Here is a 15,731-nt window from a genome sequence, read left to right on the forward strand (position 1 = left end):
GGATAGTTTCCGGAAATTACTGGAAAGCTGAACAAGCGCTCATTTTTCATTAACCGATTCAGCATCCAAAAGATTAAATTCCCGTATTTTAATTGTCTCTCAATTGGTGCTTTATTGTTAATTAATTGTATATTTCCAGCAATGGTTATACCAATTGCCCCTTTTAGGGTATCCTTGAGACTCCATTAGTTATAACTCCCGTCTCATGCGGCTTTTGTCTTAAAATTAGACATAATTTGCAACACATGTGACATGTGCGGCAGAACCCGGTAACACCTTCCTGACACAGGGCTAATGATGTTTACAGTAATGTAACCTTCCCGTAAAATGCCCCCACACTTTAAACGCCACCAAGGTCCCCGTGGAATTGAGGTCGTTAAATGACACTTAGGAAATACAATAAAAGTTTGGGATGGTTGTCGTTATTTGCAGGCACTGTATTACTCAGTGGCTGTGATTCTGCGCTTCTTGACCCCAAAGGACAGATTGGACTGGAACAACGTTCACTGATTCTGACGGCTTTTGGCCTGATGATGATTGTCGTCATTCCTGCCATTTTGATGGCAGTAGGTTTCGCCTGGAAGTACCGTGCAAGCAATAAAGATGCGAAGTATAGCCCTAACTGGTCGCACTCCAATAAAGTGGAAGCTGTGGTCTGGACGGTGCCTATTCTGATCATCCTGTTCCTGGCCGTACTGACCTGGAAAACCACTCACGCGCTTGAGCCGAGCAAACCACTGGTTCACGATGAAAAACCGATTACCATTGAAGTGGTCTCCATGGACTGGAAATGGTTCTTCATCTATCCGGAACAGGGTATTGCTACCGTGAATGAAATCGCCTTCCCGGCGAACACTCCGGTTCAGTTCAAAGTGACGTCTAACTCCGTGATGAACTCCTTCTTTATTCCGCGTCTGGGCAGCCAGATTTACGCGATGGCCGGCATGCAGACTAATTTGCATCTGATCGCGAATGAAGCAGGCACCTACGATGGTATCTCCGCCAGCTATAGTGGCCCGGGCTTCTCAGGTATGAAGTTCAAAGCTATCGCTACGCCGGACCGTGCCGCTTTCGACCAGTGGGTTGAAAAAGCGAAGCAGTCTACCAGCACCATGTCTGACATGGCGGCATTCGATAAAGTGGCAACACCTAGCGAATACAACAAGGTGGAGTACTTCTCTAACGTGAAACCAGATTTGTTCAAAGACGTTATTGGCAAATTTATGGACCACGGCAAGAGCATGAACGTGACCCAACCAGAAGGTGAGCACAGCTCGCACGAAGGTATGGAAGGCATGGACATGAGCCACGCGGAAACCTCTCACTAAGGGGCCGAGGAAGAAAATGTTCGGAAAATTGACACTGGATGCGGTGCCGTACCATGAGCCTATTATCGTGGTTACGATCGCTGCAATTATCATTGGCGGCGCGGCCTTACTGGGCCTGATCACTTACTTTGGTAAGTGGAGCTACCTGTGGAATGAGTGGCTGACCTCGGTTGACCACAAAAAACTCGGCATCATGTACTGCATCGTCGGTATCGTCATGTTAATTCGTGGCTTTGCCGATGCGATCATGATGCGTAGCCAGCAGGTGCTTGCCTCTGCGGGTGAAGCGGGCTTCTTGCCACCGCACCACTACGACCAGATCTTTACCGCGCATGGCGTGATTATGATCTTCTTCGTGGCGATGCCGCTGGTTATCGGTCTGATGAACGTTGTCGTTCCGCTGCAGATTGGCGCACGTGACGTTGCGTATCCGTTCCTGAACAACCTGAGCTTCTGGTTCACGGTTGTCGGTGTAATCCTGGTTAACTTGTCTCTGGGCGTGGGTGAATTCGCGCAGACGGGTTGGCTGGCTTATCCGCCGCTTTCGGGAATTGAATACAGTCCTGGCGTTGGCGTCGATTACTGGATATGGGCGATTCAGCTCTCCGGTATCGGTACGACCCTGACCGGTATTAACTTCTTTGTGACCATTATCAAGATGCGTGCCCCTGGCATGACGATGTTCAAGATGCCGGTATTTACCTGGGCATCTCTGTGCGCAAACATCCTGATTATTGCGTCATTCCCAATCTTGACTGTCACCGTCGCGTTGCTCACCCTGGATCGTTATCTGGGCACCCATTTCTTCACCAATGATATGGGCGGCAACATGATGATGTACATCAACCTGATTTGGGCATGGGGTCACCCTGAAGTGTACATCCTGGTTCTGCCGGTCTTCGGTGTGTTCTCCGAAATCGCCGCGACCTTCTCGCGTAAGCGCCTGTTTGGTTACACCTCGCTGGTGTGGGCAACCGTGTGTATTACCGTTCTGTCGTTCATCGTTTGGCTGCACCACTTCTTCACTATGGGTGCAGGCGCGAACGTAAACGCCTTCTTCGGTATTACAACGATGATTATCGCCATCCCGACAGGGGTGAAGATCTTCAACTGGTTGTTCACCATGTATCAGGGCCGTATCGTGTTCCACTCAGCAATGCTGTGGACCATTGGCTTCATTGTCACCTTCTCTGTAGGTGGGATGACCGGCGTACTGCTGGCGGTGCCAGGTGCTGACTTCGTTCTGCACAACAGTTTGTTCCTGATTGCGCACTTCCATAACGTGATCATCGGCGGCGTCGTCTTCGGCTGCTTCGCAGGTGTAACGTACTGGTGGCCTAAAGCGTTTGGCTACACGCTGAACGAAACCTGGGGCAAACGCGCATTCTGGCTCTGGATCATCGGCTTCTTCGTCGCATTTATGCCGCTGTATGTGCTGGGCTTCATGGGCATGACCCGTCGCCTGAGCCAGCAGATTGATCCGCAGTTCCACCCAATGCTGGTAATCGCAGCCTGTGGTGCGGTGCTGATTGCTTGCGGTATCGCGTGTCAGCTGATTCAGTTCTACGTTTCTATTCGCGACCGCGAGCAGAACCGTGACCTGACCGGTGACCCGTGGGGTGGTCGTACGCTGGAGTGGGCAACGTCTTCTCCGCCTCCGTTCTATAACTTTGCCATTGTGCCGCAGATTCACGAGCGTGACGCATTCTGGGAAATGAAAGAAAAAGGCGAAGCGTACAAGCAACCTGAGCATTACGAAGAGATCCACATGCCGAAAAACAGCGGTGCAGGTATTGTTATTGCTGCCTTCGCAACGGTATTTGGCTTCGCCATGATCTGGCACATCTGGTGGCTGGCGATCGTTGGCTTTGCTGGCGTGATCATCAGCTGGATTGTGAAGAGCTTTGACGAGGACGTGGACTACTACGTACCAGTCCGTGAAGTTGAAAAACTGGAAAACCAGCATTTCGACGAGATTTCTAAAGCGGGGCTGAAAAATGGCAACTGATACTTTGGCGCACTCAACTGCCCATGCGCATGAACACGCGCACCACGATACAGGACCGATGAAAGTCTTCGGTTTCTGGATCTACCTGATGAGCGACTGCATTCTGTTCTGCTGTCTGTTCGCGACCTATGCCGTTCTGGTGAACGGCACGGCTGGCGGCCCGACCGGTAAAGACATTTTCGAACTGCCGTTCGTTCTGGTTGAAACAGGTCTGCTGCTGTTCAGTTCCATCACCTACGGCATGGCGGCTATCGCCATGTACAAAAACAACAAGAGCCAGGTTATCTCCTGGCTGGCGTTGACCTGGCTGTTTGGTGCTGGATTTATCGGGATGGAAATCTATGAATTCCATCACCTGATTGCTGAAGGCTTTGGCCCGGATCGCAGTGGTTTCCTGTCAGCGTTCTTCGCATTGGTAGGGACTCACGGTCTGCACGTGACATCTGGTTTGATCTGGATGGCGGTGCTGATGTTCCAGGTTTATCGTCGTGGCCTGACCAATACTAACCGCACGCGTATCATGTGCCTGAGCTTGTTCTGGCACTTCCTGGACGTTGTGTGGATCTGTGTGTTCTCGGTTGTCTATCTGATGGGGGCGATGTAATGAGTCATTCAAACGATCATGGCGCTTCCCACGGTAGCGTCAAAACCTACATGACAGGTTTTATCCTGTCGATCATCCTGACGGTCATTCCGTTCTGGATGGTGATGAGCGGTTCTGCTTCTAAGCCGGTACTTCTGGGCGTTGTCCTGGTTACCGCCGTGATTCAGATTCTGGTGCATCTGGTTTGCTTCCTGCACATGAACACCAAATCCGATGAAGGCTGGAACATGACGGCCTTTGTCTTTACCGTGATTATCATCGCTATCCTGGTAGTCGGTTCCATCTGGATTATGTGGAACCTCAACTACAACATGATGGTTCACTAAGAGCGGCGAGTATGTTTAAGCAATACCTGCAAGTCACAAAACCAGGCATCATCTTTGGTAACCTCATCTCCGTGATCGGAGGGTTCCTGCTGGCCTCCAAGGGCAGCATCGATTACACCCTCTTTGCATCGACGTTGGTCGGGGTATCACTGGTGGTTGCGTCCGGTTGTGTATTTAACAACTACATCGACATGGATATCGACAGGAAGATGGAAAGGACCAAAAATCGGGTGCTCGTCAAAGGCCTGATGTCCCCTACCGTCTCGCTGGTGTACGCCACCTTGCTGGGTATTGCTGGCTTTATGCTGCTGTGGTTTGGCGCTAATCCTCTGGCCTGCTGGCTGGGGGTGATGGGTTTCGTGGTGTATGTGGGCGTCTACAGCCTGTATATGAAACGTCACTCCGTCTATGGCACGCTGATTGGTTCTCTCTCCGGCGCTGCGCCGCCGGTGATTGGCTACTGCGCCGTCACGAATGAGTTCGACAGTGGTGCGCTCATCCTGCTGGCTATCTTTAGCCTGTGGCAGATGCCGCACTCTTACGCCATTGCGATTTTCCGCTTTAAGGATTATCAGGCGGCGAACATCCCGGTTCTGCCGGTCGTGAAAGGCATCTCTGTCGCCAAGAACCACATCACGCTGTACATCATCGCTTTCGCCGTGGCGACGCTGATGCTCTCTCTGGGTGGCTACGCTGGATACAAATATCTGGTCGTGGCGGCTGCGGTGAGCGTCTGGTGGCTCGGTATGGCGCTGCGCGGTTACAAAGTGGAAGACGATAAAGTCTGGGCTCGCAAACTGTTTGTGTTCTCAATTGTCGCGATCACCTCGTTATCCGTGATGATGTCCGTAGACTTTATGGTGCCGGATTCACATAGCTTGCTGACTTACGTCTGGTAAGACATCGGTCAGGTCATAAAAGGGTGCTTCGGCACCCTTTTTCATTCATCGAATCCATTAATTATGCATGCATTCCCTAAATGCGCGCAGCCAACGCGCCTGCTGCTTGAAGTATGACGGGGGTAATATTTGTTAAATAACCCTTTGTTGTCCCCGCCCCTTCCCCACACTACACTAGTGCCTGCTTTTGAACTGAGGTGGTAATGAACGATTATAAAATGACGCCAGGCGAATTGCGCGCGACCTGGGGCTTAGGGACTGTTTTCTCGCTGCGTATGCTTGGCATGTTTATGGTCCTGCCGGTTCTGACCACTTACGGAATGGCACTTCAGGGGGCCAGCGAAGCGTTGATTGGTCTGGCGATCGGTATTTACGGTCTCGCGCAGGCTATTTTCCAAATTCCATTCGGGCTGCTTTCCGATCGCGTGGGCCGTAAGCCGCTGATCGTGGGCGGACTGATTATCTTTGTTATCGGCAGCATCATTGCCGCGCTGTCGCACTCCATTTGGGGCATCATTCTTGGGCGTGCGCTGCAAGGCTCTGGGGCTATTGCCGCCGCCGTCATGGCGCTGCTTTCCGATTTAACGCGTGAGCAGAACCGTACCAAAGCGATGGCCTTTATCGGCGTCAGTTTTGGCGTGACCTTTGCCATCGCCATGGTGCTTGGCCCTGTCATTACCCATAAACTGGGGCTGAACGCACTGTTCTGGATGATTGCCGTTTTAGCCACCATCGGGATTGCGCTAACGATTTGGGTGGTGCCGGACAGCAAAAATCATGTGCTGAACCGTGAATCAGGCATGGTGAAAGGCTGCTTTAGCAAAGTGCTTGTTGAGCCGCGCCTGCTTAAACTCAACTTTGGCATTATGTGTCTGCACATTCTGCTGATGTCCACGTTCGTGGCCCTGCCCGGGCAGTTGGCGGCAGCAGGATTCCCCGCTGCTGAACATTGGAAAGTTTATCTGGTGACGATGCTCATCTCTTTCGTCTCCGTCGTGCCTTTCATTATTTACGCCGAAGTAAAACGACGCATGAAGCGCGTGTTCCTGACGTGTGTCGCGCTGCTCCTGATTGCCGAAATCGTGCTCTGGGGATCCGGTCCGCACTTCTGGGAACTGGTCATCGGCGTGCAGATTTTCTTCCTCGCCTTTAACCTCATGGAAGCCCTGCTGCCCTCGCTTATCAGTAAAGAGTCTCCCGCGGGCTACAAAGGTACGGCGATGGGGATTTACTCCACCAGCCAGTTTCTCGGCGTCGCCATTGGCGGTTCGCTGGGCGGTTGGATCGATGGCTTCTTTGATTCGCAGACGGTATTTCTTGCCGGTGCGCTGTTAGCGATGGCTTGGCTGCTGGTTGCCAGCACCATGAAAGAACCGCGCTACGTCAGCAGCTTGCGAATCGAGATCCCGGAAGGCGTCGATATTAGTGACGCGCTGAAACAGCGACTGGAGACAAAAGAGGGTATTAGCGAAGTGCTGCTTGTCCCGGAAGAGCGCAGCGCGTATGTCAAAATCGACAGCAAAGTGACAAACCGCTTTGAAGTGGAGCAGGCGATAAAGGCCTAAAAAAATGCCCGGCTTGCCGGGCATTTTCATCTTAATCGCGGAAGTTTTTAAACTGGAACGGTTGCCCCAAATCGCCACCACGCACCAGCGCCATCGCACCCTGCAGGTCGTCACGGGATTTACCGGTCACACGAATCTCTTCACCCTGAATTTGCGACTGCACCTTTAGCTTGCTGTCTTTGATGAGTTTAACGATTTTCTTCTGCATCGCGCTCTCAATACCCTGCTTCAGTTTCGCTTCAACGAACCAGGTTTTGCCGCTGTGCACGAACTCTTCAGGTACATCAAGAGACGCGCCCTCAATGCCGCGCTTTAACAGCTTCGCGCGTAAGATGTCGAGTAACTGATTCACCTGGAAATCAGATTCACTCAGCACCTTAATTGTCTTATTTGCGTCGTTCAGCTCAAAAGTCGCTTCAACACCGCGAAAATCAAAACGCGTCTCGAGTTCGCGGCTTGCGTTATCCACCGCGTTACGCACTTCCTGGATATCAACTTCTGAAACAATATCGAAAGATGGCATCTTTTCTTCTCCCTTCACTTTTGTTGCGTTGCATAATACCCGCAACGAGACATTTACCCCAAATAATTCGAGTTAAAGGAAGGCCAACGGCCATGCAACTTGAAGTATGAGCGGGTTGACTGAATAGAAGCTTAGCTGACAACGCTATACTTAGGCTGTAACACCTGGCGCAGTTGCAGGTGAGGAGGAACAATGAAAATTACTGTGCTCGGATGCGGGGCCTTGGGACAACTTTGGCTTACCGCACTGTGCAAACATGGACATGAGGTACAAGGTTGGCTACGTGTGCCGCAACCGTATTGCAGTGTAAATCTGATTGGTGAAGACGGGAGTATTTTCAACGAGTCTCTCATCGCTAACGATCCCGATTTTCTGGCACTAAGCGATCTTCTGCTGGTGACGTTAAAAGCGTGGCAGGTGTCGGACGCGGTAAAAGCGCTCAGTGCAACGCTTCCTCACACCACGCCCATTTTGCTCTTGCATAACGGCATGGGCACGATTGATGAGCTTAAAAACATTCCTCAGCCACTGCTGATGGCCATTACCACCCACGCGGCGCGGCGCGATGGCAACATCATTGTTCACGTCGCTAGCGGCGTGACGCATATGGGGCCGGCTCGCGAGCAGAATGGCGATTACAGTTATCTGGCGGACGTTCTGCAGAATGTGCTTCCAGATGTGGCCTGGTACAACACAATCCGCCCGCAAGTGTGGCGCAAGCTGGCGGTCAGCTGCGTGATTAATCCGCTTACCGCGCTGTGGGATTGTCCAAACGGCGAGCTTAAAAACCATCCTGAGGAGGTGGCAGCGCTTTGCGCTGAGGTCGCCGCCGTAATGGAGCGAGAAGGCATCCATACCTCGGCAGAAGACGTTCGCTATTACGTCGAGCAGGTCATCGACAGTACGGCTGAGAACATCTCGTCAATGCTGCAGGACGTTCGCGCATTGCGGCACACGGAGATCGACTACATCACAGGTTACCTGCTTAAACGCGCCCGCGCACACGGCATCAGCGTGCCGGAAAATATCCGCCTGTATGACATGGTTAAACGTAAGGAGAGTGAGTATGAGCGCGTCGGCACTGATTTGCCTCGCCCCTGGTAGCGAAGAAACAGAGGCAGTAACCACGATTGATTTACTGGTTCGCGCAGGAATTGCCGTCACAACGGCAAGCGTCGCCAGCGATGGCAATCTGACCATCACCTGCTCACGCGGCGTAAAGATTTTGGCGGATGCCCCGCTGGTCGAAGTGGCAGATGGTGACTACGACGTGATTGTGCTGCCTGGCGGACTGCAAGGCGCAGAGTGTTTCCGTGACAGTCCGCTGCTGGTTGAAACAGTCAGACAATTTCACCTGTCGGGCCGAATTGTGGCCGCTATTTGCGCTTCGGCCGCAACCGTGCTGGTGCCGCATCAGCTCTTCCCAGTCGGGAATATGACCGGTTTCCCGACGCTCAAAGACCAGATTCCGGAAGAACAGTGGGTGGATAAACGCGTTGTATGGGATCCCCGCGTTAACCTGCTGACCAGCCAGGGTCCTGGCACGTCGATTGATTTTGCGCTCAAGATTATCGACCTGGTAGTGGGGCGTGAAAAAGCGCACGAGGTGGCGTCATCCCTGGTGATCGCTGCGGGAATTTATAATTACTACGGCTCGTGATGAATTTCGCCAGTCAGAAAAACAAAACGGCAACCCTGAGGTTGCCGTTTTTGATCTGCGAGGAATAAAGCCGGTTACGGGCGATACACCTTCACATTGGCAAAGCCCTGCTCGCGCAGATACAGCGCCTGCAAACGACTCATCACGCCGCGCTCACACCACAGAAGATAAGTTTTATCCTGCGGGAGATCGCCGAACTTGGTGCTCAGCTTGTAGAAAGGCAGAGACATCACCTCGACGCCGTCCACTTTCAGCGGGCTGGCATCCTGTTCATCAACAGAGCGAATATCCAGAATCACGTCATTTGCGCTGAAACCGCTGACGGTTTCGACTTCGACAACGTCCTGCGCGGTCTGGGTCGCGATTTCACGGATATCCACGTTAGTGGCTTCGGCGACAACTTTATCGAGAATCGCAAAATCAAAGTTCTGCTCTTCGGCTTCGATTTTCGCCTTCACCGCTTTCACCGTTGGGCTTTTCGAGATCACGCCGCAGTATTCCGGCATGGTACGGGCAAAGTCTTCGGTACCGATTTCACGCGCCATATCAATGATATGTTCTTTGTCGTGAGAAATCAGCGGACGCAGAATCAGCGTATCGGACACGTTGTCGATCAGACGCAGGTTGGTGAGCGTCTGGCTGGAGACCTGGCCCAGCGCTTCGCCGGTCACCAGCGCCTGTACGCCGTAGCGCTCTGCCACCTGAGAGGCCGCACGCACCATCATGCGCTTCAGCACCACGCCCATCTGGCCGTCGTCCACTTTTTCGAGGATTTCGCCGACAACCGGTTCAAAGTTAATTGCGACAAAACGCACGCGATGGGAGCTGCCAAAGCGCTTCCACAGATAATGCGCCACCTGACGCACGCCGATTTCATGCGCAGCGCCGCCCAGGTTAAAGAAGCAGTAGTGCACGCGGCAGCCGCGACGCATCAGCATATAGCTGGACACGCCGGAGTCAAAACCGCCGGAGATCAGCGACAGCACATCTTCCTGGGTACCGATAGGGTAGCCGCCGATGCCTTCGTAGCGGCCTTTTACCAGCAGCAGGCGATCGTTCTCGATTTCGAGATTGACGGTCACGTCCGGACGCGTCAGTTTTACGCGCGCGGATTCAATATGCTGATTTAAACCGCCGCCAATATAGCGTTCGGCTTCAATAGAGGTGAATTCATGCTTGCCGCGGCGCTTGACGCGCACGCAGAACGATTTACCTTCAACTTCAGCGCGGAACTGTTCCAGCGCTTTTTCGAAGATATCGTGAAGCGAGGTGAACGGTACATCTTCGACGTCAAGAATGTGGTGAATCCCCGGAATACGCGTCAGCGCATCGCGGATATCCAGACGTTGGCTTTCGTCTTTGGCGCGCACTTCAATGTGATCCCAGTGGCGCACGATCGCGAGCGTTTCTTCATACTCTTTTAATACGTTTCGAATGTTTCCGGTCAGCATTTTAATAAAGCGCAAACGCACAGATTGGCTTTTGATGGTGATTTCCGGGAACAATTTAATGATAAACTTCATGGCGGCAATGTTTCGTTGGCAAGCCCGCAAAGGCTTGTGATGGAAAGAGACAGCAACCCACACCCGTGGTTGCATCCAGGCGCAGGAGTATACCACCATCGCGACGCTCCTGTGCACATTGCGCGTTATTTGATAATTGTCCCGAGTCCGTTACCATGGCGGGGCTTAAAATATGAGAGTCAATATTCACTATGCCGAAGAAAAATGACGCCCCCGCCAGTTTTGAAACTGCGCTGAATGAACTGGAACAGATTGTGAACCGTCTTGAAAGCGGCGATCTCCCGCTGGAAGATGCGCTCAATGAATTCGAACGCGGCGTACAGCTTGCGCGCCAGGGGCAGGTCAAGCTGCAACAGGCGGAACAACGCGTGCAGATCCTGCTTTCCGACAGCGAAGATGCCGCCCCAACGCCTTTCACAACGGACGCTGAGTAAATGGATTTTTCCACAGAGCTTCAGGCGTGTGTTGAGCGTGCCAACGATGCGTTGCGCCGTTTTATTGAGCCACAGCCTTTTCAGAACACTCCTCTGGTTGCCGCCATGCACTATGGCGCACTCTTAGGTGGAAAGCGCTTGCGCCCGTTTTTAGTGTACGCAACGGGAAATATGTTTGGCATCAGCAGCAACACCCTGGATGCACCCGCCGCCGCCGTTGAATGTATTCACGCTTATTCGCTCATTCATGATGATTTACCAGCCATGGACGACGACGATCTGCGTCGCGGTCAGCCAACCTGCCACATTAAGTTTGGCGAGGCGAATGCGATTCTGGCGGGCGATGCATTACAAACGCTGGCGTTCTCCATTTTAAGCGATGCGCCGATGATCGAAGTGGCCGATCGCGACCGTCTGGCGATGGTTTCTGAGCTGGCAATGGCCAGCGGCGTCGCAGGGATGTGCGGCGGACAAGCGCTGGATCTTGAGGCCGAAGGGCATCAGGTTAATCTGGAACAGCTTGAGCGTATTCATCGCCATAAAACCGGTGCGTTGATTCGCGCAGCCGTTCGTTTGGGTGCGCTGAGCGCCGGTGAACGAGGCCGCAAAGCCTTGCCCATTCTGGATCGTTACGCTGAGAGTATCGGCCTCGCGTTCCAGGTACAGGATGACATTCTGGATGTGGTGGGCGATACTGCAACATTGGGAAAACGTCAGGGAGCGGATCAGCAACTTGGCAAAAGTACCTATCCCGCCCTACTGGGCCTTGAGCAAGCCCAACAAAAAGCCCGGGATCTGATTGATGATGCCCGCCAGTCGCTGAATGCGCTGGCCGCACAGTCACTTGATACCTCGGCACTGGAAGCGCTAGCGGACTACATAATCCAGCGTGATAAATAAACACACTTTCTCGATGAGCCTTTGATGAGTTTTGATATTGCCAAATACCCGACACTGGCGTTGGTTGACTCCACCCAGGAGTTACGTCTGTTGCCGAAAGAGAGCCTGCCGAAGCTGAGTGACGAATTACGTCGCTACTTGCTCGACAGCGTGAGTCGTTCCAGCGGACATTTCGCCTCCGGACTTGGCACGGTGGAGCTGACCGTGGCGCTTCACTACGTCTATAACACCCCGTTCGATCAGCTGATCTGGGACGTCGGGCATCAGGCTTATCCCCACAAAATTTTGACCGGACGTCGCGATAAAATCGGCACAATTCGCCAGAAAGGCGGCCTGCATCCGTTCCCGTGGCGCGGTGAGAGCGAATTCGACGTGTTAAGCGTGGGACACTCCTCAACCTCTATTTCTGCGGGCATCGGCATCGCCGTTGCCGCGGAGAAAGAGAATAAACAGCGCCGCACCGTGTGCGTGATTGGCGATGGCGCGATCACCGCTGGCATGGCGTTTGAAGCGATGAACCATGCCGGTGACATCAAGCCGGATATGCTGGTGATTCTCAACGATAACGAAATGTCGATCTCCGAGAACGTCGGTGCGCTGAACAATCACCTGGCACAACTGTTGTCCGGCAAGCTTTACTCCACCCTGCGCGAAGGCGGCAAAAAAGTCTTCTCGGGCGTACCGCCGATCAAAGAACTGCTCAAACGCACTGAAGAACACATTAAAGGCATGGTGGTGCCGGGCACGCTGTTTGAAGAGCTGGGCTTTAACTACATCGGCCCGGTTGACGGGCACGATGTGCTTGGCCTGGTGACGACGCTCAAAAACATGCGCGACCTGAAAGGCCCGCAGTTCCTGCACATCATGACGAAAAAAGGGCGTGGCTACGAACCAGCGGAAAAAGATCCGATCACTTTCCATGCCGTGCCAAAATTCGATCCCACCAGCGGCTGTCTGCCGAAAAGCAGCGGTGGTATGCCGAGCTATTCTAAAATCTTTGGCGACTGGCTGTGTGAAACGGCGGCCAAAGACAACAAGCTGATGGCCGTAACGCCCGCCATGCGCGAAGGCTCCGGCATGGTGGAATTTTCCAAAAAATACCCGGATCAGTATTTTGACGTCGCGATTGCTGAACAGCACGCGGTGACATTCGCCGCAGGTCTGGCGATTGGTGGCTATAAACCGATTGTGGCGATCTATTCGACCTTCCTGCAGCGCGCGTACGATCAGGTGATCCATGATGTCGCGATCCAGAAACTGCCTGTGCTGTTTGCTATCGATCGCGCAGGTATCGTCGGTGCCGACGGCCAGACGCACCAGGGCGCGTTTGATCTCTCCTTCCTGCGCTGTGTGCCCGATATGGTGGTCATGACGCCGAGCGACGAGAACGAATGCCGTCAGATGCTGTTCACCGGCTATCACTATCAGGATGGTCCAAGCGCAGTACGTTATCCACGCGGCAACGCCGTGGGTGTCGAGCTGGAACCGCTGACCAAAATGCCGATTGGCAAAGGTATCGTGAAACGTCATGGTGAAAAGCTGGCGATTCTGAATTTCGGGACGTTAATGCCAGAAGCGGCAAAAGTCGCCGAGTCGATGAACGCGACACTCGTGGATATGCGCTTCGTCAAACCGCTCGACGAAACGTTGATTCTGGAAATGGCTTCCCGTCATGAAGTGCTGATTACGCTCGAGGAAAACGCCATTATGGGCGGCGCGGGCAGCGGCGTGAACGAAGTGCTGATGGCGAATCGCAAGCCGGTTCCGGTACTCAATCTCGGTCTGCCCGATCGCTTTATTCCGCAGGGCACGCAGGACGAAGCCCGCGCGGAGATTGGTCTTGATGCCGTGGGAATCGAAGCAAAAATCCGCACCTGGCTCGCCTAATCCCTCCCCTTTCCGCTCCTGCTATGCTTAAAGGTAATTTTTTAAGTGAACAGCAGGAGTGGAACCATGCAATACAATACATTAGGAAAAACAGACCTTAAGGTTTCCCGTCTTTGTCTGGGCTGTATGACATTTGGCGAGCCCGACCGGGGGAATCACGCCTGGACGCTGCCGGAAGAGAGTAGCCGTCTCATCATCAAACGTGCCCTTGAGGGCGGGATTAACTTTTTTGATACGGCGAACAGCTATTCCGACGGGAGCAGCGAGGAGATCGTGGGCCGTGCGCTGCGGGATTTCGCCCGCCGCGAAGATGTGGTGGTCGCCACCAAGGTTTACTATCCATCTGGTGAATTACGCGAAGGCCTTTCACGTGCGCAGATCCTTCAGTCCATTGACGACAGCCTGAGACGTCTGAACATGGATCATGTCGATCTCCTGCAAATCCACCGCTGGGATTACAACACGCCAATTGAAGAAACCCTCGAAGCGCTGAATGACGTGGTGAAAGCCGGTAAAGCGCGTTATATCGGCGCGTCATCCATGCATGCCTCCCAGTTTGCCGAAGCGCTCAATCTTCAGGCGCAGCACGGCTGGGCACGATTTGTCACCATGCAGGATCACTACAATCTTATCTATCGCGAAGAAGAACGTGAAATGCTACCGCTGTGCTATCAGGAAGGCGTGGCGGTGATTCCGTGGAGCCCGCTGGCGCGCGGACGTTTAACCCGTCCATGGGGCGAAACGACCGCCCGCTCTGTTTCCGATGAGGTCGGTAAAAAACTGTATAACGATACTGAAGCCAGCGATGCCCAGATCGCTGAGCGTCTGGCTGCCATTGCGGAAGACACGGGCGCAACGCGTGCGCAGGTCGCGCTGGCGTGGCTGCTCAGCAAACGCGGCGTCGCCGCGCCAATTATCGGCACATCGCGAGAAGAACAGCTAGATGAGTTACTGAATGCGGTGGATTTAACGCTGACACCTGAGCAAATCGCTGAACTCGAAACGCCGTATCAGCCACATCCGGTGGTGGGATTTAAATAACCGTCACGCATGTTGCTCCCCTCTCCCAAAGAGAGAGGGGATTGATTGGCCGCAATGTATTACGCGAAGTGATCGTAACCTTTCCAGTCGAGCGTAACGGGCGCACCGTTGCGGGTAAATTGCAGCCCTTCACTTTCCGGAAGAATTTGTCCAATACAGGTAAACGGCGCGCCAAGATTATTCAGCGCAACATCCAGCGTGCCACGATTGAGTTCCGGCACGGTGAAGCACAGCTCATAATCTTCGCCACCGGAAAGCGCCCAGCGCAGTGCCTGCTCAGGTTCAACGTGTCGGCGAAGTTGTTCTGACAGTGGGAACGCATCCAGATCAACGCGCGCGCCCACGCCGCTGGCTTTCAGGATATGGCCTAAATCAGAGATCAAACCATCGGAGAGATCAATGGCCGAGTTGGCACGATCGCGCAGTGCCTGGCCGTGTAAAATACGCGGCGTTGGGCGCAAATGACGCTTCACCAGATAGGCCGCGTCAGCCGCGTCGCTCACCGTTAAACGGTCCTGCAAAATGGCCAGCCCCGCCGCACTGTCGCCCGGCGTACCGGTGACATAAATCCAGTCTCCGGGTTTCGCTCCCGAGCGTTTCAGCGCACGGCCAACGGGCACATAGCCGTGGATCGCCAACGTCATCGACAATGGACCGGCCGTCGTATCACCGCCAATCAGCTGCATATCGTAGTAATTGAGCTGGTCAAACAGCGCGTCGCTAAACGCTTCGAGCCAGGCTTCATCCACGTTGGGTAACGTCAGAGCCAGCGTTAACCACGCCGGATCGGCTCCCATCGCTGCCAGATCGCTCACGTTGACCGCCAGCGCTTTGTAGGCCAAATCGGCTGGATTGATATCCGCGAGAAAATGACGCCCACACACTAAGGTGTCGGTGCTGATCGCAAGAGTCTGTTTTTCAGGAATATTAAGCAGTGCGCAGTCATCGCCGATACCGGTTTCAACATCAAGACGAGAGGTTCGGACACGGTCAAAATAACGGGCAATCAGGGAGAATTCGCCGCAAGCCATAC

General features: G+C 53.5%; 15 protein-coding genes. 12 read left to right on the forward strand and 3 right to left on the reverse strand.

Annotation, left to right across the window (positions count from 1 at the left end; translation table 11 throughout):
* Positions 1–380 precede the first annotated feature (380 nt).
* The 6 genes from cyoA to AC07RN_RS05205 all read left to right on the forward strand — a co-directional run bounded on the left by cyoA (position 381) and on the right by AC07RN_RS05205 (position 6,730).
* The gene (gene cyoA, locus AC07RN_RS05180) at positions 381–1,328 is read left to right on the forward strand and encodes a cytochrome o ubiquinol oxidase subunit II (protein WP_478335748.1); all 948 of its coding nucleotides are present in this window, start codon (positions 381–383) and stop codon (positions 1,326–1,328) included.
* A 16-nt stretch (positions 1,329–1,344) separates the two neighbouring features.
* On the forward strand, positions 1,345–3,336 hold the full coding sequence (gene cyoB / locus AC07RN_RS05185) for a cytochrome o ubiquinol oxidase subunit I (RefSeq protein ID WP_012016303.1): 1,992 nt from the start codon (positions 1,345–1,347) through the stop codon (positions 3,334–3,336).
* A complete protein-coding gene (locus AC07RN_RS05190) occupies positions 3,326–3,940 on the forward strand; it encodes a cytochrome o ubiquinol oxidase subunit III (protein ID WP_012016302.1) in 615 nt (204 codons plus the stop codon). The genes cyoB and AC07RN_RS05190 overlap by 11 nt, the downstream gene beginning before the upstream one ends.
* Positions 3,940–4,266 (forward strand): cytochrome o ubiquinol oxidase subunit IV, encoded by a 327-nt coding sequence (locus tag AC07RN_RS05195; protein ID WP_478335749.1) that lies wholly within the window; start codon positions 3,940–3,942, stop codon positions 4,264–4,266. The genes AC07RN_RS05190 and AC07RN_RS05195 overlap by 1 nt, the downstream gene beginning before the upstream one ends.
* Before the next feature lie 11 nt (positions 4,267–4,277).
* Complete coding sequence (gene cyoE / locus AC07RN_RS05200) at positions 4,278–5,165, forward strand: heme o synthase (RefSeq protein WP_059177890.1); 888 nt, start codon at positions 4,278–4,280, stop codon at positions 5,163–5,165.
* A gap of 203 nt (positions 5,166–5,368) precedes the next feature.
* Positions 5,369–6,730, forward strand: coding sequence for an MFS transporter (locus AC07RN_RS05205; RefSeq protein WP_478335750.1), 1,362 nt, complete (start codon positions 5,369–5,371; stop codon positions 6,728–6,730).
* A 31-nt stretch (positions 6,731–6,761) separates the two neighbouring features.
* Here the strand turns inward: AC07RN_RS05205 and AC07RN_RS05210 are convergent, their stop codons facing one another.
* On the reverse strand, positions 6,762–7,253 hold the full coding sequence (locus AC07RN_RS05210; RefSeq protein WP_012016298.1) for a YajQ family cyclic di-GMP-binding protein: 492 nt from the start codon (positions 7,251–7,253) through the stop codon (positions 6,762–6,764).
* A 192-nt stretch (positions 7,254–7,445) separates the two neighbouring features.
* On the opposite strand from AC07RN_RS05210, the gene panE reads away from it, so the two are divergent.
* Together panE and yajL are read left to right on the forward strand one after the other, a co-directional pair.
* A complete protein-coding gene (gene panE, locus AC07RN_RS05215) occupies positions 7,446–8,357 on the forward strand; it encodes a 2-dehydropantoate 2-reductase (protein ID WP_478335751.1) in 912 nt (303 codons plus the stop codon).
* A complete protein-coding gene (yajL, locus tag AC07RN_RS05220) occupies positions 8,320–8,913 on the forward strand; it encodes a protein deglycase YajL (protein WP_478335752.1) in 594 nt (197 codons plus the stop codon). The genes panE and yajL overlap by 38 nt, the downstream gene beginning before the upstream one ends.
* 74 nt (positions 8,914–8,987) lie before the next feature.
* Here yajL and thiI read toward each other — a convergent pair whose 3' ends face one another.
* Positions 8,988–10,436 carry a tRNA uracil 4-sulfurtransferase ThiI gene (gene thiI / locus AC07RN_RS05225; RefSeq protein WP_478335804.1) on the reverse strand — a complete coding sequence of 483 codons (1,449 nt, stop codon included), beginning with the start codon at positions 10,434–10,436 and terminating at the stop codon, positions 8,988–8,990.
* Between the two features lie 191 nt (positions 10,437–10,627).
* Between thiI and xseB the strand changes: the two genes are divergently transcribed.
* The 4 genes from xseB to AC07RN_RS05245 all read left to right on the forward strand — a co-directional run bounded on the left by xseB (position 10,628) and on the right by AC07RN_RS05245 (position 14,698).
* Positions 10,628–10,870 carry an exodeoxyribonuclease VII small subunit gene (gene xseB, locus AC07RN_RS05230; RefSeq protein ID WP_478335753.1) on the forward strand — a complete coding sequence of 81 codons (243 nt, stop codon included), beginning with the start codon at positions 10,628–10,630 and terminating at the stop codon, positions 10,868–10,870.
* Positions 10,871–11,770 carry a (2E,6E)-farnesyl diphosphate synthase gene (gene ispA, locus AC07RN_RS05235; protein WP_133631038.1) on the forward strand — a complete coding sequence of 300 codons (900 nt, stop codon included), beginning with the start codon at positions 10,871–10,873 and terminating at the stop codon, positions 11,768–11,770.
* 24 nt (positions 11,771–11,794) lie between these two features.
* Positions 11,795–13,657 carry a 1-deoxy-D-xylulose-5-phosphate synthase gene (gene dxs, locus AC07RN_RS05240; protein ID WP_478335754.1) on the forward strand — a complete coding sequence of 621 codons (1,863 nt, stop codon included), beginning with the start codon at positions 11,795–11,797 and terminating at the stop codon, positions 13,655–13,657.
* Between the two features lie 66 nt (positions 13,658–13,723).
* Positions 13,724–14,698 carry an aldo/keto reductase gene (locus AC07RN_RS05245; protein WP_478335755.1) on the forward strand — a complete coding sequence of 325 codons (975 nt, stop codon included), beginning with the start codon at positions 13,724–13,726 and terminating at the stop codon, positions 14,696–14,698.
* 59 nt (positions 14,699–14,757) lie between these two features.
* On the opposite strand, the gene thiL is transcribed toward AC07RN_RS05245, so the two are convergent.
* Positions 14,758–15,729 (reverse strand): thiamine-phosphate kinase, encoded by a 972-nt coding sequence (gene thiL, locus AC07RN_RS05250; protein WP_478335756.1) that lies wholly within the window; start codon positions 15,727–15,729, stop codon positions 14,758–14,760.
* Between the last annotated feature and the right edge of the window lie 2 nt (positions 15,730–15,731).

It is taken from the genome of Lelliottia sp. GFLA7 (assembly GCF_056490165.1).